Source organism: Flavobacteriales bacterium, from assembly GCA_030584065.1.
In the GTDB taxonomy this organism is placed as follows: Bacteria; Bacteroidota; Bacteroidia; order Flavobacteriales_F; family PHOS-HE28; genus PHOS-HE28.
Genome location: CP129489.1, coordinates 2,074,682 through 2,098,827, shown reverse-complemented (window position 1 = coordinate 2,098,827; position 24,146 = coordinate 2,074,682). Strand labels below are relative to the sequence as shown.

Annotated in this window: 11 protein-coding genes; 2 read left to right on the top strand and 9 right to left on the bottom strand. The window is 66.7% G+C overall.

Annotation, left to right across the window (positions count from 1 at the left end; all coding sequences use genetic code 11):
* Nucleotides 1–24 precede the first annotated feature (24 nt).
* From QY325_08920 to QY325_08900, 5 genes are all read right to left on the bottom strand, one after another.
* Entirely contained in the window at nt 25–831 is an 807-nt protein-coding gene (locus QY325_08920) for a helical backbone metal receptor (GenBank protein WKZ64889.1), read from the bottom strand.
* Nucleotides 832–1,180: 349 nt separating this feature from the next.
* A complete protein-coding gene (locus QY325_08915) occupies nt 1,181–1,429 on the bottom strand; it encodes a DUF2442 domain-containing protein (protein ID WKZ64888.1) in 249 nt (82 codons plus the stop codon).
* Nucleotides 1,430–1,433: 4 nt separating this feature from the next.
* A complete protein-coding gene (locus QY325_08910) occupies nt 1,434–1,694 on the bottom strand; it encodes a DUF4160 domain-containing protein (GenBank protein ID WKZ64887.1) in 261 nt (86 codons plus the stop codon).
* A gap of 12 nt (nt 1,695–1,706) precedes the next feature.
* Nucleotides 1,707–3,062, bottom strand: coding sequence for a pyridoxal-phosphate dependent enzyme (locus QY325_08905; GenBank protein WKZ64886.1), 1,356 nt, complete (start codon nt 3,060–3,062; stop codon nt 1,707–1,709).
* A 58-nt stretch (nt 3,063–3,120) separates the two neighbouring features.
* On the bottom strand, nt 3,121–4,797 hold the full coding sequence (locus tag QY325_08900) for an ABC transporter permease (GenBank protein WKZ64885.1): 1,677 nt from the start codon (nt 4,795–4,797) through the stop codon (nt 3,121–3,123).
* Between QY325_08900 and QY325_08895 the strand changes: the two genes are divergently transcribed.
* Entirely contained in the window at nt 4,721–5,917 is a 1,197-nt protein-coding gene (locus tag QY325_08895) for a DUF1343 domain-containing protein (GenBank protein WKZ64884.1), read from the top strand. The genes QY325_08900 and QY325_08895 overlap by 77 nt on opposite strands.
* A gap of 300 nt (nt 5,918–6,217) precedes the next feature.
* Here QY325_08895 and QY325_08890 read toward each other — a convergent pair whose 3' ends face one another.
* Nucleotides 6,218–9,541: a thrombospondin type 3 repeat-containing protein gene (locus tag QY325_08890; GenBank protein WKZ64883.1), complete on the bottom strand. Its 3,324-nt coding sequence runs from the start codon at nt 9,539–9,541 to the stop codon at nt 6,218–6,220.
* A 529-nt stretch (nt 9,542–10,070) separates the two neighbouring features.
* On the bottom strand, nt 10,071–21,236 hold the full coding sequence (locus tag QY325_08885) for a lamin tail domain-containing protein (protein WKZ64882.1): 11,166 nt from the start codon (nt 21,234–21,236) through the stop codon (nt 10,071–10,073).
* A 551-nt stretch (nt 21,237–21,787) separates the two neighbouring features.
* Between QY325_08885 and QY325_08880 the strand changes: the two genes are divergently transcribed.
* Nucleotides 21,788–22,165, top strand: a complete 378-nt coding sequence (locus QY325_08880; GenBank protein ID WKZ64881.1) for a hypothetical protein — start codon at nt 21,788–21,790, stop codon at nt 22,163–22,165.
* Between the two features lie 48 nt (nt 22,166–22,213).
* On the opposite strand, the gene QY325_08875 is transcribed toward QY325_08880, so the two are convergent.
* Nucleotides 22,214–22,984, bottom strand: coding sequence for a fibrobacter succinogenes major paralogous domain-containing protein (locus QY325_08875; protein ID WKZ64880.1), 771 nt, complete (start codon nt 22,982–22,984; stop codon nt 22,214–22,216).
* 379 nt (nt 22,985–23,363) lie between these two features.
* Nucleotides 23,364–24,068 (bottom strand): phospholipase D-like domain-containing protein, encoded by a 705-nt coding sequence (locus QY325_08870; protein WKZ64879.1) that lies wholly within the window; start codon nt 24,066–24,068, stop codon nt 23,364–23,366.
* Nucleotides 24,069–24,146: the final 78 nt, after the last annotated feature.

The window sequence follows — 24,146 nt, the reverse complement described above, 5'->3', positions numbered from 1 at the left end:
CCGTCGCCGGATGCGTCCCGCCGCTCAGGCGGGTGCCCGGTCCGTGGGTAGGGAACGCTGCACTGCAGCGAGATAGGCCGGTGTGCGCAGCAGCCGGCTGCCGTACCAGCTGAAGAGCTCGCCGTCCACCAACCTCACCGGGGTGCCGGGGCAGATCATGTTGAACTCCAGCAGGTGCTTTTCGGCGAAGGGGTAAGGCTCGGAGGAGAGCAGGACTACATCGGGGTCGGCTGCCGCGAGCTCTGCCGGGGTGATCTCCGCGTAGCGCTCTGGGCGGTGGGCGAACGCGTTGGTGAAGCCCGCACGGTCCAGCATGTCACTGATGTAGGTGTCCTCGCCCGCCACCATCAAGGGGTCGCGCCAGATGAAATATGCGACGCTCATTGGGGTTGACGGCCGTTCAAGATGGTCGAAAGCAACCGCGATCAGTCGGATCAGCTCACCGGCCCTGTCACCAGTGGCCGTCAATTCTCCCACGCGCCGGATCATTTCCAAAGCGCCGTCCAGGTCGCGCACGTCGCTCATCCACACGGGGAACTCCCGTTCCAACGCTTCGATGTCCTCCCGGCTGTTCTCCTCCTGGTTGCCGATGATGAGGTCGGGCTTCAATGCGCGCACCTTGTCCAGATCCACCTGCTTGGTGCCACCCACGCGGGCCTTGCTGCGGAACCAGGCATCCGGGTGGATGCAGAACTTGGTAATGCCCACCACGCGGTCGCCAAGGCCCAGGTCGTGCAGAAGTTCGGTCTGGGACGGAACGAGGGAGATGATGCGCTCCGGGTGGTCGGGCACTCGGACGGTGCGGTTCATCTGGTCGGGGACGGAGCGCATGCGATCAGATGATCGGATGAGTGAACTCCTTAGCCTTTGCTCGGTACGAAGAACCACCGGTAGGTCAGTAGTCCCGTGAGCATGGCCAAGGCGATCATAATAATCCAACTGATGCGGGATCGAATGGTAGTCCAAAATGCCTGCCTTGCTAAAAGATCGCTCGTTTCTGACTCCAAGTACTTTAAGTCAAGACCGGTGTTAAGTAGGACCAAGCTCGAATAGGCCCAGGCCATGAATGACAGGAATAAGATGATGAGAAGAGCCGCTGCTGTATATCGTGCTTTCCATCTCATGCTCCGGCCATGATCTTCATCTCTGATCCGTCGAAATAGTCGTTGTGTTTGTACAGTTACGCCGCCGCCTGACGCTTCTCGGCCAATTCCCGCAGGAATTCCGGGCACAGATCGAAACCGTTCGGCCAGGAGATACCGCCTCCGGGTTCCGTGGTCACCTGCGCGAAGAGGTCGGGAGCGGCCACCTGTTGGGCGATGCCTTTGGTGAGCAGGGGCTTTAGGTCGACCTCCGCTTGGAAGCCATCCGCGAAGGTCAGGATGAGCCGGTTAGCTCCTTGTGGAATGACCTTTACGACCGTGTTCATGTCTCTAAGGTAGTGGATCGATCGGCGATGGAGGTTCGCCCTCCACGGCACGGTTCCAGTTGGTCAGCAGTTCCGCGCGATGCATGGATGCCCATTCCAGTACCAGCGCATGCGCCCTGCCGGGCAAGGAACCGGCGATCAGTTCAAGGGTGCGGATGTCGAACTCGGCGCGTTGACCCTGGTATTCCGCGTGGAAGTGCGGCGGGTTGTGGTCCATGAAATACATCCGGATGATGATCCCGTAGAAGCGGCAGAGTTCAGGCATGGCCCAGGCGGATCACCGCAATTTGCCGATGATATCCTGTTTTGTCAGGATACCATAGCCGTTCGGTTGTTCCACCAACACGGCCGGACTGCCATTGCCCAACCGCTTCGCGACTTCTTCCAAGGTAGCTTCCAATTGCACCACGGGCAGGGCCGCCCCCATCACCACGCGGGCGGCCTGGGTGCGCACGTCGGCGTCCTCCAGGATGGCATCGAACAGGCGGGCATCGGTGATGGTGCCCACCGGTTTGCCGCCCTCGAACACGGGCAGCTGGTCGATGTTGTGGGCGCGCATCCTGTCGATGGCCATCAGCACCGGCTCATCGGCCTCCACGCTCAGCAGCTGCAGCTCCTTGCCTTTCAGCAGGTCGCCGGCGGTGGGCTTCTCCTCCACCAGGAAGCCGCGCTCGCGCATCCAGTCGTCGTTGAACATCTTGCCCAGGTAGCGCGTGCCGTGGTCGTGGAAGATCACCACCACCACGTCCTCGGGCTTCAGCAGGTGCTTCATCTGCATCAGGCCGGCCATGGCCGCGCCCGCGCTGTTGCCTACGAAGATGCCCTCGTCCTTCACGATCTTGCGCGTGTAGATCGCCGCGTCGCGGTCGGTGACCTTCTCGAAATGGTCGATGAGGTCCATGTCCACGTTGGCCGGCACGAAGTCCTCGCCGATACCCTCGGTGATGTAAGGGTAGATCTCGTTCTTGTCGAACTCGCCGGTCTCCTTCAGCTTCTTGAAGACGGATCCGTAGGTGTCGATGCCCCAGATCTTCACGTTCGGGTTCTTCTCCTTCAGGTAGCGGCCGGTACCGCAGATGGTGCCACCGGTGCCCACGCCCACCACCAGGTGCGTCACCTTACCGTCCGTCTGGTCCCAGATCTCGGGGCCGGTGCTTTCATAGTGCGCCTGGCGGTTGCTGAGGTTGTCGTACTGGTTGGCCTTCCAGCTGTTGGGTACCTCCTTCACCAGGCGGCTGCTCACGCTGTAGTAGCTGCGCGGGTCCTCGGGGTCCACGTTGGTGGGGCACACGATCACTTCCGCCCCGAAGGCGCGCAGGGCGTCCACCTTCTCCTTGCTCTGCTTGTCGGTGGTGGTGAAGATGCACTTGTAGCCCTTGATGATGGCCGCGATGGCGAGGCCCATGCCGGTGTTGCCGCTGGTGCCCTCGATGATGGTGTACCCGGGCTTCAGCAGGCCGGCCTTCTCGGCGTCCTCGATCATCTTCAGGGCCATGCGGTCCTTGATGCTGTTGCCGGGGTTGAAGGTCTCCACCTTGGCCAGCACGGTGCAGGGCAGGTCCTTGACGATGCGGTTGAGCTTCACCATGGGCGTGTTGCCGATGGTGCTGAGGATGTTCTCGTGGATCTTCATTGCAGCACGAAGGTAGGAGCGTCCCGCCGGTTGCGTAGGGGCGGATCAGGATCCGCCCCTACGCGAACCGGATGGCCTTGGCGGGCGCGATGCGGGTCACCAGCATGCTGGGGAGGATGAGCGCCAGCACGCACACCAGCAGGGTGCCTGCGTTCAGCGCCAGCACCGCTAGGGGTTCGATGTCCACCACCACGGCATCCACGTAGTAGGTCTCCACGGGCAGCTTCACCAGGCCGAAGCGCTGCTGCACGGCGGCGAGGCCGATTCCCAGGGCATCGCCGAGGAGGATGCCGGCGCCCAGGATGTAGGCGGCATCGAGGAGGAAGATGCGGCGGATGGCGCCGTTGGTGGCTCCCAGGGCCTTGAGCGTGCCGATCATGGCGGTGCGCTCGAGGATGATGATCAGCAGTGCGCTGGTCATGTTGATGATGGCCACGGCGATCATGAGCGCGATGATCACCACCACGTTCTTGTCCAGCAGCTCGAGCCAGGCGAAGATCTCCGGGAAGCGGTCGCGCGCGCTGAGGGAGCGGAGGTCGGGGGGCAGGTAGGCGGTGTACACCAGGTCGTCGAGCCGCTGCATGTCCTCGAAGCGGTCGAGGATCACCTCGAAGCCGCCGCAATACCTGCGGTAGCTGCCGCCGCTGCCGCTGCGCTCCACGCGCACGCCGCCCACGATCACCTCGGTGCCCAGGCTGGTGGTCACCCGCACCAACGAGTCGGGGATGATGCGCACGACGGCCGTGTCCGGGATGGTGCGATCGGCATCGTGGACGACGAGCGTGAACGCGGTGTCCTTCGGGGCCTTGCCGATGGCGCCATACGGCACATCAGGCACGTAGCGGTCGTAGAGCAGGGCGCGGTGCGGGCCAGGCCCCTTCCAATCCGTTCCGGGCCATTCGTAGGTGTAGAGCCGATCCCCCCCGAACGCGAGCCCGGTGATCTCCACGTAGCTGCTGTAGCGGAGCGGGCTCACATCGATCTCGGCTTTCAGCCCCCATTGGGCGAAGCGCTGCAGGTGGTCGATGTCCACGAACACCAGGTTGTGGTCGATCTGCTCCAGCCCGGTCTGGTACACGCCGCACACGCGGAAGCGCCGCGGGCGGATCTCGTCGCGGCCCCGGACGAGGTAGGTGGTGATGGTGTCGTCCACGCCGATGCGCAGGCGGTCCGCATGGTGCTTGGAGAGGAGCAGGTCGATGGGGCGTGCGCTGTCGCCGATGGCCGGGAGCCCGCCCTGCAGCAGGTGCGTGCGGAGGAATCGGGTGTCGTAGTCGGCACCGATGCCCTTGAGCACCACGCCCTCGATGTCGCGCTCCGTTTCGATGATGCCCGGCCGTGTGGCATACACTTGGATGTGGGCGATGCCGGGAACGGTATCCAATGCGGGGTAGAACGGCTGGCCGATGGGTATGCGCAGGGTCTCCTTGGGGTCGGTCTGGCCGATGGCGACGATCTGCAGGTGGGCCGCCGCCCCGGTTACTTTCGCCCGCACCTCGCGCTGGAAGCCCCGCGTGATGCCCACCGTCAGGATCATGACCGCCATGCCCACCACGATGCCGAGCACCGCGATGAACACGATGGGCCGCGAGAATCCGGCGGTTCCCCCGCGTACGATGCGGCGGGCGATGAAGTGCGCGAAGCTCACGGCGAAGGGGATGCGGGCGAAGATAGCCGCGCTGCTGCTGGCGCTCCCGTTGGCGGCGGCAGCCCAGCAGCCGGTGGCCGTGGCCATCGGCAGGCCCGAGGTGACGGTGGGCGCGGCGCGCACCGAGGCCTACCTGCCGCTGCTGCGCGGGCGGCGGGTGGCGGTGGTGACCAACCAGACCGGCATGATCGGCGGCACCCACCTGGTGGACTCCCTGCTCACCCTCGGCGTGCAGGTGGTGAAGGTGTTCGCCCCCGAGCACGGCTTCCGCGGCGAGGCGGATGCCGGTGAGCATGTGAAGGACCAGCGCGATGCCCGCACCGGGCTGCCGCTCGTCTCGCTCTATGGCGCCAACAAGAAGCCCACCGCCGCGCAGCTCGCCGATACGGAGGTGCTGCTCTTCGACATCCAGGATGCGGGCGTGCGCTTCTACACCTACATCAGCACGCTGCACTACGTGATGGAGGCGGCGCAGGAGCAGCAGCGCAAGGTGATCGTGCTGGACCGTCCCAATCCCCATGGCTTCTACGTGGACGGTCCCGTGCTGCAGGAGGCGTACCGCTCCTTCGTGGGCATGCATCCCGTGCCCCTGGTGCATGGCATGACCATCGGCGAGTATGCCCGCATGATCAACGGCGAGGGCTGGCTCAAGGAAGGGCGCCGGTGCGACCTCACCGTGGTGGAGTGCGTGGGCTACGACCACGATGCCTTCTACCAGCTGCCCGTGCGCCCTTCGCCCAACCTGCCCAACATGGCGGCGGTCTACCTCTACCCATCCTTGGGGCTCTTCGAGGGCACCATGGTGAGCGTGGGGCGCGGCACCGACCAGCCGTTCCAGTGCGTGGGATACCCCGGCAATCCCATCGGCGCCTTTGCCTTCACCCCGGTGCCCAAGCCGGGCGCCAAGGACCCTCCGCACAAGGGCAAGCGCTGCACGGGGATCGACCTGCGGGACTATGGCGCGTTCAGCACGCGGATGGACCGCCGCATCAACCTGCAATGGCTGATCGGCCTGTACGAAGCCTGCCCGGACAAGGCGGCGTTCTTCACTCCCTTCTTCGACAAGCTGGCCGGCGGGCCTGAGCTGCGCCAGCAGGTGCAGGCCGGCGCCACGGAGGAGGCCATCCGCGCAGGATGGGCCAAGGACCTGGAGGCCTTCCGCCGGGTGCGGGCCAGGTACCTGCTCTACCCGGATTTCACGCGGTGATCCCGCTCGGGGGTGCGCGGGTCGTGCCCGCCCTCGTAGCGCGGGCGTGGCCTTGGCTGCCGTTCTCCATGCGCCCTGCTCCGCGCCTTTCATCGGCCGGTGCAGAGGGCTTGGCACGGCGGACGGCGCATGATTGACCGTGGTGCGGTGCACCGCCCGGCGATGGCTTGATGGAGGCCTGCCGCGGGGCGGGATGCCGTTGCGGCCCAGGGGGCATCCCGGGGTTGGCCCAGGCCCTGAATGCAGCGGCCCCCACCGTTTCCGATGGGGGCCGCGCACAAAGGCCGGTTCAGGCGGTGCTTACTTCTGGATCACCAGGCGCTCGTTGTAGGTGGCTTCACCGGCGGTGATGCTCACCATGTAGAGGCCGTTGGCCAGGGCGCCGTTGAGGTCGAGCACCGTGTTGAGGTAGCCATCCTGCACCGCGATCGTGCGAGCGGTCACCCGCTTGCCGAAGGCGTCGTAGATGTCCACGCTCACGGTCTCCACGCCGGCCGCCACGCGGTCGAGCGCGAGGGTCAGCTGGTCGCCGCGGTTCGGGTTGGGGAACACGCGCAGGGCGGCCGCGGCATCCATGCTCTCGCTGCCCGTGGGCTGCGTGGCCATGGAGGAGCAGCCGGAGATGAACACCGTGCAGACGTCGCCCCAGGGCGTGAGGTCCGTGTAGGGGTCACCGCCCACGCACCAGGTGGCGCCATTGTCGAAGCTGGCCCGGGCCTCCACTTCGTAGAGCTTGCAGGCCTGCAGGGTGGCGTTCGAGGGCAGGGGCGTTCCCACCAGGTTGTTCATGTTCAGGTAGGTCCACGGGTTGTTGCTCACGCCGGTCTTCACGATCACCACGCCCTCGGCGGGGAGGCGGAAGCGGAACTGGTAGCGGTTCGCGGGCACCGACACGCAGTTGGCGTTGAGGCGGGTCTTGCCCTTGGCGTAGACCAGGTTGGCCTGGCCGTTGCCCAGCGCCTTGGTGACGCCGCAGGAGTAGCGGAAGTCAGACGGGTCGTCGTTCAGCTTGGTGGCCTTGCACTGGCCCGCCACGTTGTCGATCATCATGCGCGTGGCAGGGCCCCACTGGCGCCATACGCCCGGGCTGATCTGCGTGCGCACGCGCACGTTGTAGAGGCGGCCTTCCACCAGCGAGGGCAGGTTGAACATGTTCAGCTGGTTGGGGCCGCCGGTGTTGGCGGGGTAGCGCAGGCTGAGCGTGCCGTTGGGGTCGTACACCCAGAACTGGTACACGTTGCCGGTCACGTTGTTGGTGTTGTTGGCCAACAGCCTGTCCGAGCAGGTGCCCGAGGCGCCGCGGCGCAGGTCGAGGCGGTCCATGTCGTCCACCACCAGGCGATCATTGCCCATGGGGATGGTGAAGCCCTGGCCGCCGGAGATCTGGCTGATGCAGCCGTTGAGGAAGTTCGACGTGTTGTCGATCACGCGCTTGCCGTCCACGCGCACCACGTAACCGCCGTTCACGATGCCGTTGCAGTCGCCGTCCTCGATGGTGAAGTAGTAGTTGCCATCGGGCAGGCAGGTGGTGTAGGTGTAGTTGGGGCTCGGCGGCGGGTAGTCGTAGGCGGGGTAGCCGGGCGAGCTCTGCACCAGGATGTTGGTGCCTTGCTGGCGCAGGGCCCAGCGCAGGGGGCTGGCGCCGTCGCTCTGCAGGGTCACGGTCACCGTCTGGGTGCAGGGGGTGCCTGCGCAGGCGCAGGCGGGGCTGCCGCCCAGCACGTCGAGCACCGTCAGCGGGTTGCCGTCATCGCAGGCCTGGCCGGGGCTGCCGTTGTTCACCGTGGGGCAGATGTCGCAGAAATCGGGCACGGCATCGCCGTCGCCATCGGTGAAGTCATTGCCGCCGGGGCAGATGTCGCAGGCGTCACCGTTGGTGTCGCCATCGCTGTCGGTCTGGCTGGCGTTGGAGTCAGCTGGGCAGTTGTCGCACACATCGCCCACGCCGTCGGCATCGGCATCGGCCTGGTTGGCATTGGCCGTGCTCACGCAATTGTCGCAGGCATCGCCCACGCCATCGCTATCGCCGTCCACCGCGGTCACGTTCAGTACGGCGTTGCCGCCGGTTCCGCCCGACCAGTAGTCGCCCACCGCGATGTAGTAGGTGGTGCCTTGGGTGGCTGCCCAGGTTACCCAGCTCTGTAGCGTGGAGGGGCAGGGGCCATTCGCCCCGGCATCATCGTTACAGGTGATCGGGGTCAGCCCGGCGCATGTGCCTGCGTAAACGGCGATCTCGGTGTCATAGCTCGATCCGCAGGTGTAGGCGATCATGGGTCCGCAAACACCGCTCACGGTCCACCAGACGTTGTTGTATGGGCCATCACAGGTCGTCACCGGGCCGTCGGTGGTGGCGCCCACGGTCGATACCGGTGTGCTGGTGTAGGGCAGCGTGGTGATGGGGATGGCGCTGGCGCAGGCGTCGCTGGGCGGCGGCGGGCAGTTGACGCGCCAGGTCACGGTGCCGGTCATGCCCGGTGCTTCGCCGCGCCACAGCAGGTAGTAGGTGGTGCCGGCGGTCCAGGTGGCGCCGATGGGGAAGCTGCCCGTGGCGAATGAGGCCAGGTCGCCGCTGATGCAGTTCCAGGTGGCAGCTTGCGCGCAGGAGGTGGCCCAGCTGAGGGCGGAGTAGTTGTTCAGGCTGTTGGCGGTCACGGTAACGCTGTAGTTGCCCGTCACCGTGGGCGTGTAGGTGAACATGCGCTCCATGCCGGTGCGACCGAAGCTGCACAAGGTCTGCACGGTCCAGAAGGGCGTGCCGCTGAGCGAGGTGGTCTGGGTGGTGCCGCAGGCAGCAGCTGCCACCGGTGCCGTGCAGGGGTTCACCGCAGGGGCGGTGCATTGCACCGCGCGGGTCCGGCTAGTGCCTGACTCGCCACAAGCAGCAGGGCCGCTTGTGTGCGTGTAGAAGCGGTAGGTGCCGCTGGTGGAGGGGGTGTAGGTGCGCGGCGTGGTACCAAAGGCCAGCGCCGTGGTACCGGCTGCATTGCTGATGGTGATGTAGTCCGTGCCTACCGAGCTCGTGAACGTGTACAGCGTGCCGGCCGTGAGGTTCACGTTGGAGTATTCGCCGGCGTAGCCAACCGTGGTAATGGATTCCGCTGCACCTGTGCAGACCGGGGTGAACGTGGTGCCCGGGTAAAGACCATAGGACGCCGTTAGGCATCCGCTGCCTCCACCTCCGCCGGCCGCCGTCCGGCTCACGCGGATGGCGGAGCAGGTGGTGTTCGACACGCAGTTGTACTGGTGCAGGTGGATGCGCACCGTGCCGGTGAGCGTGGCCACCCACGTGATCCGCGATTGCGTGCCGCAGGCGTCATCGCTGTAGCCGAGCTGGGCGCCAGCCGTGGTACGCAGCGTGAGCTGTGAGTCGTAGGTGACGTTGGAGCCGTCAGCAGCGCAGGTGGAGAAGATGTAGGTGTCCCCCGTGGTCACGGCCACGTTCGCGTATTCGCCGGCATAATTGCAGGCGTTGATGGTTTGGAATCCTGCACCCGCCGTTGGTGTAAAGGTGGTGCTTGGGTACAGCGTCGTGGCGGTGCACTGGGCCTGAACCCCTGTGGGCAGGGCGGACCAGAGCATTGCACTCGCAGCCAGGGAGGCGATGGACCACCGCGTTCGGCGCATTCGCCCCTTTGAGTTCTGTCGATTCATGTGTGTTGGTTTTGGAAGTGTGAACGTTGCAAGGGCGGCACGTTCCGTGGTGCCGTCACGAGGGCAAGGCGGGTGGGCCTGTCGGGTAATGGGGCCGCGGGGAAGCGGCCGGCAGCGGGTGGGGGGGAGGGGATGGTAGTAGGGAAGGGGCGGGGAGGTTTGGTCTCCGCAGTCCCTTCCGGGCTCCTCGGGCTGTTCCGCGGGTGCGTTCCCGGTCTTCCGGTCCGGTGGCGCACCCTGCTCTTGTGCGGCCTTGCAGGGCTCCGCGGCAAAAGCGAGGGGAAGCTAATGCGGTGTGAATTGAAAGTCAAGCTTTCCCATCGATGAAGCGCATTTTTCTGCGTTCAGGCAGGTTCGGGTCATCGATGAACAGGCCGTGCGGGCCAATGGGTGCAGAAGGGCGGACCGGTGCGCCGGCCGCCCCGCGGCGCGAGCCGCCCAAACGCAGCGGCCCCCACCGGAAACGGTGGGGGCCGCGCTCATAGGTCGGTTCGGGCGGTACCTACTTCTGGATCACCAGGCGCTCGGTGAAGGTGGCCGTGCCGGCGGTGATGTTCACCATGTAGAGGCCGTTGGCGAGCGATCCGTTGAGGTCGAGCACCGTGTTGAGGAAGCCATCCTGCACCGCGATGGTGCGGGCGCTCACGCGCTTGCCGAAGCCGTCGTAGATGTCCACGCTCACGGTCTCCACGCCCTCCGCCACGCGGTCGAGCGAGAGCATCAGCTGGTCGCCGCGGTTCGGGTTGGGGTACATGCGCAGCTCGGCGGCTTCACCGGCGGCCGTGCCGGGCTGCACTGCCAGGCTCTGGTTGAGGTCGCAGGCGGTGGTCAGCTGGCACACATCGCCCCAGGCGGGGTCGCTCACGCTGGTGGGGTTGGGGGTCACCACGCACCAGGTGCTGCCGTTGTTGAAGCTCACGCGCACATCCACATCGTAGGTCTTGCAGGGCTGCAGGCCGTTGGTGTTCACGAAGTACTGGCCGGTGGCGCTGGTCTTCACGAGCACGAAGTTCTCCGAGGCGATGCGGAAGCGGAACTGGTAGCGGTTGGCGTTCACCCAATTGCAGTTGTTGTTCATGCGGCGCACGGGGCGGGCATGCACCAGGCTGGCCTGGCTGGTGCCCACCGGGCGGGTCTGGCCGCAGCTCAGGAACTGGTTGTCGGGGATGTCCATCAGCTTGGTGGCGGGGCACTGGGCCAGGGTGTTGTCCACCTTCAGGCGGCAGGCAGCGCCCCAGGGCAGGTAGTTGCCGGCCACGCGTCCGCGCACCTTCACGTTGTACACCACGCCTTGCTGCAGCTGGTTGCCGCTCCAGCTGTTGAGCTGGAAGTGGCAGGCGCGGGTGGCGCTCACCGGCAGGCCGTTGGCCGTGCTGTGGCTCTGGAAGCGACGGAAGCTGTAGCCGCCGTTGGGGTCGTACCACCACATCTGGTAGCCGCTGGTGGCGTTGGTGACGCCGAACTGGGCGGTCACCGCAGCGTTGTTGTTGGCCACCACGAACTCACCGCCGCAGGGGCTGGTCTTCCAGTCGAGCTTGTCGCAGCTGGTGAAGATCAGGCGGTCGTCGCCGAGCGGCAGGCAGAAGGCCCCGTTGCTGGCGATGGCGCTCACCGCCCCGCTGGAGAAGTTGTCGCGGTTGTCGATGATGCGGCGCTGGGCCCCGTCGCCTTCGCGCAGGATGTAGCCGCCGCCGGCGATGCCGTCGCCGCCCGCATCGAGCACGCGCAGGTGGTAGCAGCCGTCAGGCAGGCAGCTGAAGCTGGTGACGATGGCGTTGTCCGGGAAGGTGCCGGCCTCCACGGCGTAGATCAGGGCGTTGGTGCCGTCCTGGCGCAGCTCGTAGGAGAGGTCCTCGCCGTTGCCGTCGGTCTCCAGCTCGAGGGTGAGGTCGTTGTTGCCGATGTACACGGTGATGTCCGTGCTGGCCGAGCAGCTGTTGTTCTCCGCGGTCACCGTGTAGGTGGTGGTGGCCGCCGGGGTGGCCGTCACATCGGGGCCGCTGCTGGTGTTGAGGCCCGCGCCGGTCCAGGTGTAGGTGACGTTGTTGTACTCGAACTCGATGGCCCAGCCGGCCATGTTGCCCGTGTCGCCACCGGCATCATCCGAGACGAAGAGGCTCCAGGTGCCGTTGGGATCGCCGGTGAAGAGGCTCAGCGAGGGCGTGGCCTGGGTCACATCGCCAGGGCCCGGAGCGAACCAGTTGTCGGGCGTGCCGTAGTTGGTGCACTGGTAGGAGCCGGATGGGATCACTCCGCTGTCCGACATCGGACCTGCGGCATCGTCGCGGATCTCCAGGTTCTCACCCGTGAAGTCGTTGCTGAGGCCGGCATCGGACATCAGCACCACGTTGGTGCCGGTGGGCGACTGCAGCAGGATGTCGATGTCATCCGGGAAGGTGTGTACCATGCCGTTGAGGAACACCCGCTTCACGGTGACGCCGCTGGTGGGCAGCCCGCTCACCGTGATGGTGGAGGGGTAGGGGCCACCGATGCTGCTGGCACCTGTTCCACCGCTGTTCGGCGCTGCGGGGATGGCCACGCCACCACCGTTGAAGCTGACCGTGGAGAGCGCGGTGGAGCTTGCCGTGATGTCCACGCTGCCGCCGGGGCAGAGCGACCACACCGTGGGCACCACCACGGGGGCGGTGGGCGTCACGTTCACGCTCACGCTGGCGGTGGCGGGTGCGCTGCTGCAGCCGTTGGCCGTGGCCACCACGCTGTAGGTGCCGCTCATGGTGAGCGTGGCGCCGGCGATCACGGGGTCCTCATCGGTGCTGCTGAAGCTCAACGGTCCGGTCCAGGCGAAGGTGCTGCCCGGCACGTCGCTGCCGCCCTGCAGTTCGATGTCGGCGCCCACGCATACGGGGCTGTTGCTGCTGGCGCTGGCCACGGGCACGGCGTATTCGGTGACGACCACGGTGGCGGTGGCATCGCTGCCGCAGCCATCCTCGATCAGCACGCTCCAGGTGCCCGCCTCATCCACCGTGAGGGTGGGCGATGCGCTGGGCGCGCCGGTGACGTTGCTGGGGCTCGTCCACGTGAAGGTGTAGGGGCCGCCGCCGCCCTGGGGCACGGCGGTGAGCTCCACATCGCTGCCGGTGCAGAAGCTGGCCGGGTCGGGGTTGATCTCCGCCTCACCCGCCTGGATGGCCGGGTTGGCCTCCAGCGTCACCTGTGCCGGTGCGGACACGCAGCCGTTGGTGGCCGTTGCCGTCACCGTGTAGGTGATGTCGGCCAGCACGTTCTGGGCCTCGGGATCGGCCACGTTCGTGGCCGTGAGGTAGGTGGCCGGGCTCCACGAGAAGGTGGCCTGGTTCGGCGTGAAGCTGATCACCTGGCCATCGACGAGGCTGGCTTGGTTGAAGCTGTACTGGATGGCGCTTCCGGCCGCGTTGGCCCACTGGATGCCGACCGTGGCGTTGAGGCCGTTGTCATTGGCGGCGGCCTGTGTGCCACCGAAGATGACGTCGGGGTAGACGAAGAAGATCTGCCCGGTCACCTGGTCCAGTTGCACCTGGAAGGTGATGACCTGGCCGGCGACCGCTGCGGAACGGCCCCAGTTGTTCCACTGGGCGATGAGCAGGTTGCCGCTCTGGCCGATGAAGATCTGGCCGCCGCCCGCATCGTTGTCGATGTCGTCCCACCACGGCGCCAGGAAGGCATTGCCTGCGGCCACCGTACCGGTCGGAAGAGCGGCGTTGGTGAGCGAGATATCACCGGCCGTCGCACCGAACACGATGACGCCGTTGGCGCCTACCCGCGCGTCGGTGTAGTTCACCCCATTGAAGATGAAGCCGCCGGGGATGGTGATGTTGTGCTCGGTGTCATCACCCACGCCGGGGATGGCCGTTCCCGTGCCGCTGATGTCGATGAAGCTGGTGCCGCTGCTGCCCAGGCTGTACCCGGACACCGGGGCCGTCGCATTCAGCTGGCTGTTGGCGCCGATGCACACCGGGTTGGGGTCGGCGGTGAGGCTGGTGATCACCGGGGTGGTGTTCACCGATACCGCCACCGTGCCCTGGGTGGAGCAGCCGTTGGCCGTGGCCGTGAAGGTGTAGGTGCCCTGGGCGGCCGTGGTGATGGCCGTGATCAGCGGGTTCTGGTCCGTGCTGCTGAAGGAGTTCGGGCCGGTCCAGCTGAAGGTGGTGCCGAAGTCGGTGGTGCCGGTCAGCTGCAGGTCCTGGCCGGTGCAGGCAGGGCCGGCGCTGGCGCTGGCGGTCGGCGTGGGCGTCACCTGGATGCTCACCTGGTTGGAGAGCGTGCTGTCGTTGGTGGCCAGGCACTTCACCGAGGCCACGAAGTAGGTGGTCTCGGTAAGGCCGCTGGCGGTCACGGAAGCACCGCTGCCCACGTTGGTGGTGTAGGGGCCGCCGTTCACCGTGGAGCTCCACCAGGTCACCGCCACGCCGGCATCGGTGCTCTGGCCGGTGAGGCTCAGGTTCGTGCTGGCGGGTGCGCAGACGGGGCCTGGCTGCGAGCCGGCCGCCGTTCCGGCCACCGGTGCGCCGGCGCAGACGGCGATGTTGGTGATGTTGATGTCATCCAGGTGGAAGTCGTAGTCCGGGGTGTTGTCAACCGGGCCGTCCTGCGCCAGGAAGGCGATGATCACCGGCTGCCCGGCGTAGCTGCTCAGGTCCACCTGCTGCTGCACCAGGCTGTTGGTGATGCCCACGGTGTTGGCGGCGTTGTGCACGAAGATCTCGCTGTAGCTGGCGCCGCAATCGGTGCTGATCATCACGCGCACCCGGTCATCGGTGCCCTGCATGCCAGCCGGGTCGGCTGCACCGGAGGCGAAGTCCGTGATGGCGATCTTGTACTGCAGCACGGTGCCCAGCACGGGTACGAACTTCGGTCCCACGATCCACTCGTTGCGGGTGGTGCCGAAGAGGTTGATGCGCGCGGTGGCCTGTCCCAGCGCGCTGGAGCTGAGCCATCCACTGGTTGTGCCGGCCGGCAATGCGGCGCCTGCGCCCTCACGGAAGTTCGGGAACACCGTGGTGAGGTTCGACCCGGTGAAGCCGGTGAAGTTGCAGGTCTGCGGGATGGCCACCGTGGCCGCGTTGATGCGGTTGGCGGCGGTCATGCCGTCGTTGGTGGCGTTGCCGTCACCGGCCACCACGGCGCTGCCGTTGAAGGTGTAGGTGCCAGCGGCGGTCATGTCGAGCGTGGCACTCATGGTCACGTCGATGGTGGCGGCGGGGGCCACGATGCCGGTGCTCACCGTGCCGCTGAGGTTGGCGGTGGCGGCGCCGGTGACGGCCACGTTCACCGTGAGCGGGTTCACGCTCAGGTCAAGCGGGTAGATGGCGTTGTTCAGCACGCGCACGATCACGTCCTCGGCGGCGGTGTAGCAACCGGCGGCCAGGGGCTCCACCAGCACGGTGGCGTCCACGTCGATCAGCGGCGGCGCGCTCACGCACACCGTGTAGGCGTTGGTGCCCGCGGTGGTGCGGCTCACGCGCACCCAGTAGATCTCACCGATGGTGAGGTTGGCCGGGTTGCTGGCCGTGGCGCCGCTCACGCAGCTGGTGCCGGGCACCAAGGTCAGGGCGCCGCAGGTGCCGGTGTAGATGGAGTGCGAGAGGCCCGTGGTGGTGCCGCCCAGCTGCACGCGGTGCGTGGGGGCCGTGGCGGTGAAGCGGTACCAGCGGTCCTGCACCACGCCGGTGCAGCCGCCCGTGATGCCGGCCGTGAGCGTGGCACCGGTCATGTTGCCGGGCGAGGTGGCCGTGCAGGTGTAGTTGGGGTTCATCGGCAGGATCCACGCGGAGCAGGGCTCGTCGTTGGGGCAGGCCGACTGCTCCTCGGTGAAGGTGCCCAGGTTCAGGTCGCAGGAGCCGTCGAAGTCGTGGCGCAGGAAGACCTCCACGTCATCGCCGAAGGCGAAGGGCCCGATGTTCTGGATGTCGAAGTCGATCAGGCCCGGGATGGTGACGGGCGTTCCGCCGTTCACGCTGTACTCCAGGTCAACGGTGGCGCCGTCGCCCACGAAGTCGACGCCCACGTCGAGCGAGAAGCGCTGCTCGAAGCAGTCGAGCACGGTGGCGACGGAGCCGGCGGGGTCTACGCAGCCGGGGTTGCACTGCACCTCCCACACCCAGGTGGAGGCGAGGGGGTCGTTGTCGGCGCAGCTGCCGCTGCCATCGCTGGCCACCACCATGTAGATGCTCTGGCCGGTGGAGACCACGGTGACGCCGAAGAGGTTGGCGAAGGAGCCCGCGGTGAGCGAGGGCGCGTTGTCGTCCACGCCGTCGTAGATGTTGATGATGTCATTGGGCTCCATGCCGCCGCTCACGAAGCGCAGGCGGATGGTCTCGCCCGGGGGCGCCTCGAAGAGCCAGCTGCGGGTGTCGTTGTTCTCGTAGCAGTAGGTCTTGGTGAGGATGTTGGGGCAGACGATGAACTCGGGGCATCCGCTGCGGAACACGGGCAGGGTGGTGTTGCAGCCGGCGGCGGGGTCCACGATGGTCACCACCACGTCATCGGTGCCCAGGAAGGGCCCGAGGGGGGCCTGCGGGCCGGCGGCGAGGCCGCTCACCACCACGGGGGTGCCGCCGTTCACCGTGTAGCTGAGGTCGACCGTGGGGCCGTTGCCGGTGCTGTTCACCAGCACGCTGATGGAGAAGGCCGAGTTGATGCAGTCCTGCACCACGGCCAGGTCCACATCGGGGCTCTGGTTCACCGTCATCGTCACGTTGCCGGTGGATTCGCAGCCGTTGGTGGACGACACCAGGACGCTGTAGGCGGTGGTGGCCGTGGGGGCCTCCGCCACGGGGTTGGCGATCACATCGGAGGTGAGGAAGGTGCTGGGCGTCCACAGGTAGTCAGCCTGGGGCAGCGAGAAGCGGTAGCCGTCGTTGGTGATGCTGTACTCGGCTGCGTTCCGGCCCGGGACGGTGATGGCCTCGGTGCCGGCGGCGTTCTCCAGGCCCTGGGTGATGATGTCGCCGCCCGTGGTGTTGGAGTTGGCGATGTGCATCTCCACCGTGCCGTCCTCGAAGAGCACGATCTGGCCGTCGAGCGCGCCGGTGCTGCCGAAGCGGATCACGTTGTTGTAGCGGACCACGAAGCGGTTCGGGGCGGTGAGCGTGAAGTAGTCGATGGTGCCGCCGAGGCCCGTGTTGTAATCCTCCCAGGCCAGCGCGATCACGTTGTTGGGCTGGTTCACATCGTTGGTGGGCAGCAGCTCACCGGAGCAGCAGCCCGCATCGGTGGTGTTGGCGAAGGTGATGAAGCCGTTGGTGCTGATGCGCAGCGTGGTGTAGTTCACGCCGAAGAAGGGGAAGGTGAAGCCGATGGCCACGTCGCCCGACATGCTGTCATCGCCCGTGGGGCCGGGGGTGACAGGCCCTGCGGGGCTGAGCGGCGCGTAGGCGATGGGTGCGCCGGCGTAGCCGACGAACGCGTTCACATTGAGCTGCACATCACCCGTGCCGGCGCAGACCGGGTTGGGGGTGGCGGTCACCGACGAGATGATGGGGGCGGGCTGCGGGCTCACGGTCACCGTGGCCGGTGCGCTGGAGCAATCGCCCAGGGTGGCCACGAAGCTGTAGGTGCCTGCGCTGGCCGGCACCACGGGGTTCACCGTGGGGTTCTGGCTGGTGCTGGCGAAGCTGTTGGGGCCGGTCCAAGCGAAGCTGGTGCCGATGTCGGTGGTGCCCGTCAGCTGCAGGGTCTGGCCCAGGCAGGCCAGGCCGGCGCTGGCCGAGGCCGTGGGGGTGGGGTTCTCCACCACCGTGATGCTCGCCGTGGCGGTGCCGCCGCAGGCATCATCGATCTGCACGGTCCAAAGGCCGGGGATGTTCACCACCTGGGTGGCCGAGCTGGAGGGCGCGCCCGTCACGTTGTTCGGGTCGGTCCACGTGTAGGTGTAGGGGGCGCCGCCGCCCAGGGGGCTGGCGGTGAGTTCCACATCGCCGCCCGTGCAGAACTCCGCCGGGTCGGGGTTGATCTCGGCCTGCGTGGGCCCGATGGCCGGGTTGGCCTGAAGGGTGATGTTCCCCACCGAGGCGCAGCCGGCCGTATTGGTCACCGTCACCGTGTAGGCCGTGGTGGCCGTCACGTTCGATGCCTGCGGGTTGGCGATGGTGGCATCGTCCAGGAAGGTCACAGGGTCCCATGCGTAGGAAGCGATGGGGCTGGAGTTCGGATTGTTGTAGTTGTTGTAGGTGCCGATGGTCTGCGGCAGGCCAACGGAAGAGGCGGTCCAGTCAGCCCCTGTGTTGTTGTCCGACAGCGCGGTGCGGATGGAACCGGCAATGCCGCTCGGTGAGCTGGCCACACCGCTCCAATCCCCGGCGGTCACACCGGTGGCAGGGTTCCAGGTGAAGGATGTTCCGGCACCCACGGCATCGATGACGAAGCTGCCGTTCTTCAGCACCACGCCCATCGGGCCACCCGAGAAGTAGGTGTCGCTGGAGCCGCCCGTGTTGAAGTACAGGAGAGGGACGTTGTCCGTGCCCGAACCGAAGTGCACCACGGCCACGCCATTGGCCGGGATCACCGTGCCCGGGGCAAAGGTCAGGCTATGGCTGGGGGTGGTGCCGTTGCTCGCGAAAGCCTGGATGGTCCAGCCGCTGATGTCGGCCGGCACGGTAGAGGCGTTCACCAGTTCGGCCAGGTCGGCACCGGTGATGTGCGCCGGATAGGTCGGCGTCTGTCCCGTACCGGTGCGGAAAAGGACCACCTCGGAGATGAGCACGTTCGGCTGGGCACCGGTCGCTGCGGCATTCAGCTGCGCCGAGCTGTTGATGCAGATGGGGTTCTGCGAAGCGGTGACCGAGCTGATCGTGGGGGGCTGTACGGTGCTCACCGCCACAGTGGCCGGGGTGCTGCTGCAGCCCGCGGCCGAGGCGATGAAGGTGTAGGTGCCGTTGGCGGCTGCGGTGAGGCTGCCGATGGTGGGGTTCTGCAGGGTGCTGTTGAAGCCGTTCGGGCCGGACCAGGTGAAGCCGGTGCCGATGTCGGTGGTGCCGGCGAGCTGCAGTGTCTGGCCGATGCAGGCGGGGCCCGCGCTGGCCGAGGCGGTGGGCACGGGGTTCACCGTGAGCGCGAAGGGCGCCGTGGTGACCGTGGTGGGGCCGGCCGAGCAGATCACGTCCACCACCACTTCGTAGCTGCCCAAGGGCAGGCCGCTGGTGCTCTGGGTAAGGGCGGTGCCGAGCAGGTCGTCATAGGGGCCGCCCACCGGGCCGTAGCGCCACTGGTAGCTGATGCCGAGGCCGCTGGAGGCGCCATCGAGCGAGAGGGCATTGGCCTGGCCGAGGCAGGCGAGGGGCGAACCATCGATCGTGCCGGCCACCGGCGTCACGCAGGCGTTGATGTTGAAGGCGCCGATGTCGTTCTGGCGCGGGGCGCAGGCGGCATCCACGGTGAGGTAACCGGGCACGGCGGCTCCCGCGCCATTCAATGCGGCGGAAGCCGATTCCAGCCCTGTCGTCAGGTTGGGATTGTCGTCAAGGTTCGCGCCCACCTGTGCAGATGCTGCATCCCAGGCAGCCTGTCCATTGTAGGTGGCCGAGGGAGTGGTGGTCAGCGAGGAGCCGCCACCGCCAGCGGTGAACCCGGTGGTGCCGGCACCGTCTGCGATGTAGATGGCGTTGTTGCTGAGCAATGATCCAGTGGCGCCTACGATGGTGCCGTTGTTGGAGTGCACCACGCCGAAGTGGCGCCCCACGCCGGTCTGTCCCGTAGTGTAGTTCGCCAAGATGTTGTTGCGCACCGTCCAGGTGGCACCGGTGGTGGCCGTGCTGGCGATCTCAAGGCAGGAACTGGAGATGTTCGGATTGGCAGATTGGTCGATGCTGATGGTGTTGTTCCACACCTCGAAGCTCTGGGTGTTCGCGCCGCCAGTGGTGGGTGCATAGATGCCCAAGGGGCTTCGTGTGGCGGTTATCGTACCGGTATAGAGGTTGCGCACCTCGCTGATCGCGTTGTTGTAGATGCGCAGCGCGTGCGTGCCGGTGGTGGGATGCGTGGCCCGGATGCCGGTCAGCGCAACAGTGGAGCTGGTGCTGTTGCGCGTGATGGTGCGGACCACGTTGTTGGCCACTGTGCAGGTCCCTTGGAAGGCAACGATGTTGATGCCATCCAGCTGCCCGGTGGTGTTGCTCACGTTGCGGATCGCATTGCCGTTGACCGTGAAGCCGCTCTGGTTGGTGAGCTGAATGCCGTATGAGGCCGTGGAAGAGTTGCCGCCGCCGATGTCGAATGCGGTGTTCGGATCGCCGATGCTGTTGGGCGTGTTGCAATCCGTGGCCACGATCTGCGTGTTCACGTCGGGCCAGGTGGCGTTGCCGCTGAACTCGATGCCCGCGTACACGTTGCGGATGGTGAAGTCGCGGAAGGTGTTGTTGCTGTTGGCGCCGGCGGCCGAGCTGGGGGTGGTGCCGGTGTTCATGCGGAAGCCGCGGCTGCCCGTGTTGCCGCGGTTCATCTGCACGGTCACGTTCTGGATGGTGTTGTTGGTGGCGCCATCCGTGGCGGAGCTGTTGTAGAGGCCGATGCCATGGTCCACCAGGCTGCCGCTGGGGCCGAGCAGGGTCACGTTCTGGATGGTCACGTAATCAGCGCCCACCAGGCCGATGATGGGGTCCACGTTGGAGCCGCCCACGCCGGTGGTGGAAGCCTGGTTGCCCAGGGATCCGCTGGACCCCAGCGCCCCGTCATAGGTGATCACCGCCGGGGTGCCGCTCTTGGTGATGGTGATGGTGTTGGTGGCGCTGGCACCGCTCACGGGGCCCAGCAGGATGGGGAAGAAGTGGCTGCCGCCGGCGGGGGTCGCGTCATACTGGTCGTCGGTGAGGTTGAGGGTCACCGCGCCGTTCACGCCGCGCAGGTTCAGGTCGGCCACGGCTTCGTTCAGGTTGGCATAGGTCTGGCCCACGCCCACGTTGTAGGTGCCGGCCGCCACAGGAGCTGCGCTGCCGGGGGTGAAGCGGAAGTTGTAGGCGGGCCAGCGGTTGCTCTGCAGGGTACTGTTGCTGGTGAAGCGCGAGCCGGTCACCGCATCGATGTACTGCCCATTGCCGCCGGTGGCGCTCTCCAGGCCGATGGAGGCGGATTCGGCGGTATTGGTGGTCGTGCCGATTGCATCGCCATACCAGAGCTCAATATCCCCGGTGGCCTCGTAGAGCTTCACCTGGAAGTTGAGCAGGCGTGGCTGGCCAGCGGATGTGCTCCAGTAGCTGGACACGATCCACTGCACCGTGAGCACCTGGCTGCCCGGAGCGCCCGTGGTCTGGTACAGGATGGACCCTGCGGGGTTGGTGCCCACGGCATTGGTGTTCAGGTCGTCCCACCACGGTGCGATCACCGCGTTGGGCGCGGTCGCGGAGAAGAGGTTCGTGTTCGTGAGCGAGTTGGTCGTGGCGGTGAAGCTCATGAAGCCGTCCGTGCTCACCCCGAAGGTGGTGTACACGGTGCCGTTGTAATCGAAATTGAATCCGATCGGCAGGCCGTTGGTGTACACGCCGTCGCCGGTAGCGCCGGCGGTGAGCGCGCCACCGCCGGTGGTGATGGGCGTGTAGGTTCCGGTGAAGGTGCTTCGGGTGTAGTTCACCTGGGCCCACAGGACTGCGGGCAGCACCAGCGCGGCCAGGAGCAGGGCGCGCTTCAGCATGCGCGTACCGGTACTGCCGCTCTTCGGGGTGGGGTTGAATGTGGACATGGAACAGGGCTTTGGTTGTCGGATGTCAGCACCGGCTCAGGGCCGGCTGGGGTTCGGGAAAAGGTGCGGTGCGCCGCTGCCTCCGCGCGAGGCCGCAGCGGTGGATCGGGTGACGATGGAGCCGGTAAGGGCGTGGAGCGTCAAAATTCTTCGATTGGCGGAAACGTATTCGCAGGGGCGAATGTAGTGGCCGCTTTTCCACAGGCCGATGGTGAAATTTTTATCCACCGCTGGCAACCGGGGGGCGATCGCTGCGTGCAGGGCGGATGCGGAGCGGGCTTCCCCGGGCGGTTCGCGCACAGCATCAGGCGATTACGGCGCATGCGGCGGCGCCCTGCGCGCACCGGCCCGGTGACGCAACGTTTCAGGTCATTCTTGCATACGCGCCGCAGCGCGGGAGGGCAGCGGGCGGGCGTCCGGCTCCTTCCTCCAGGTGGGCGGCACGCAGCGGCGATGCTCCGCAAGGTGCGGTGCATGAGGCCCTGCGGCAGCGGTGGCGCCCCGCAGCGGAGGAGGGGGCCTCGGCGCGGCGCCGCCCCTACTTTCGCCGCATGCACCGTGAAAGGCTGCCCATCCTGCTCCTGGCGCTGGGCCTTGCCGCGTGCATGAAGGTGGAGCCGCGCAGCAGGGCCAGCTACCTGGTGCGCAACGGCGGCGATGCCACGGTGCACCTGTGGGCCCAGCAGCGCAGCGGTGCGGTCGCCCTGCGGGTGGACAGCATCGCGGCCGGCGCCACGGCAGAGATCCTGGAGGTGGTGGAGGGATCGGGCGGCCACGTGTACCCGTCCAACTTCCTCACGGACCTGCGCATCACCGCCCGCGACAGCAGCGGGGCCGAGGTGGAGGTGTACCGCGGCGTGCGCAATGGCGACTGGGTGCGGATGGACAGCCGCGGGGATTGGACGGGGCTGCTGCTGGAGCTGGAGTAGGGGGATAGGCGCGGTGTCAGCGTGCCGGGCCACATCCGCTTGAGCGCCTCAATCCTTCAGGCAGCGGATGCAGAAGCCGTACCTGTTGATGTCGGTCCCTTGGCTGAAGGTGCTGTCGCCGGTCCAGAGCCGGTAGCGGTAGCTGTAACCCGTGCTTTGCGGGGTGGACGTCCAGAAGTAGGCGTGGTGCCCCGGCGTTACATCGTACGCGCCGTCGAAGCTGCGGCGGCCGTTCGGCAACGCGGTGAAGCCGCTTTCGTTGGTGGCACCGGCGTTGCCCCCCATCCACCCGAAGGTGAGCTGCGTGGAGGTGGACTTCATCTTCCCCCCGGCCACAGTGCTGCCGCCCAGATAGGTCCTGAGCGTGTCGTACTCCCACAGCGTGGGCACGTGCCAGCCCTCGGGGCAGATGTTCGGCGCTGCGGCGGCGTACCAGTTGTACAGCTTGCCCCACGGAGAGTCGTAGATGGCGTTGTTCACGTAGTTGCACCAGGCTCCGGTGTCCAATGCGGTCCACTCGGCATTGTCGGGCACATAGGGGATGGCGCTGCCATCGCGGTAGCGCGTGGTGCGCAGGTTCTGCGCCATCCACTCCTGCGTGCCGATGAGCACGGTGTAGTACTGGTTGCCATCGATGTCGGTGATGCTGTCGTGGATGAGCTCCACCGGCACGAAGGAGGTGGATGCCGGCGGCGGGGGCGGTGGCGTGGTGCCGCCGCCGCCGGCAGCGGCCTGCTCCTCGTTGTCCTTCGCACAGGAGAAGAGGCAGAGGAGGCTCAGCGCTCCGGGAAGCGCACGGGTGATGAACGGATGGCGCATGGTTGCTCCGGCTTCGGTGGCGGCATCAGGCACCGCCGCATCCAAAGTACGATCCAGCCGATTACCATCCCATTCGCGCCATCGCCATTCCCCTCCCGCAGTGGTTTCGCCGAGCGCTTGGCATGCGCGCGGTGGGCGGACCCCGCGACACCGATCATGCTGGAGGTGGCCGATCGCGGAGCGCTTCCCATTGTAGCTGGGGCGGCCGCTATTGAAGGTCAGCGCAGGGGCCACTCGTTCCTTGGGAGACCCGGCAGCGGTTGGAGGGATTCGAGACCACGGATCATCATTCCGCGGGAGCGGGCGTACACGGGCAGCCACAGGCTGCCGAGAGCCTGCGTTGTTGCGCGCAGCCGCAGGCTACGCGCAGTGCGGGGATTCACGGACGCAAGCGTTGGATGCGCGATGCGATGGCCGAAGGCTGCCGCTGCAGCACCTCGCTGATCGCCAGCCGCGCCATGCCCTTGTCCAGCATCTCCAGGATCAGGGCATCCTCCTCGGGGGTCCAGCGGAGGTAGGCGCGCGGATGCTTGCGACGGATCTTGTCGATGCTGTTCAGCTCCCTGCCCTCCGCATCCAGCGTGGTGGGAATGGCCTCGGCCCGCTTGCTCCATTCCATGCGCGGCGCGTCCAGCTTGCGGTCGGGCACGGTGCTGTGGATGAGGTCCGCCACCCGCACGATGCTGCGCGCCTCCTTGCACATGGCCGCATAGGCCTCCGCATCGGCATCGGCCCGCAGCAGCACGCCCATCTCGCGGTTGTGCCGCTCGGAGCCGCCCAGCAGGTTCAAGCTGGTCACAACGCCCTCCCGTTCGTTGAAGTAGCACTTGGCATGGAGCTCTTTCAGGAAATAGAGGCGCATGTTGGGCAGCTCCCGAAGGTCGCGGAACACGCCCTGGTCCATGGGCTTCTTGCCGAAGAGGATGGTGATCTCCACGCCGCTCTCCCCGGCGTCCTGCAGGCGTTGCAGGTGCACGATGCGCGGGAAGACGAAGGCGCTGATGAGGGTGAGCGCGCCGCTCGCCTCGCGGATGACGCGCTCGATGGCGGCACTGCTGTCGGTAGCGGTGAGGAAGCTGGCCATGCCGCAACATACAGTACCCGCGCCGTATCGCGGTATGTGAGCGCAGCTTGCGGCTGCGCTCGGCAGGGTCCGGCCCAC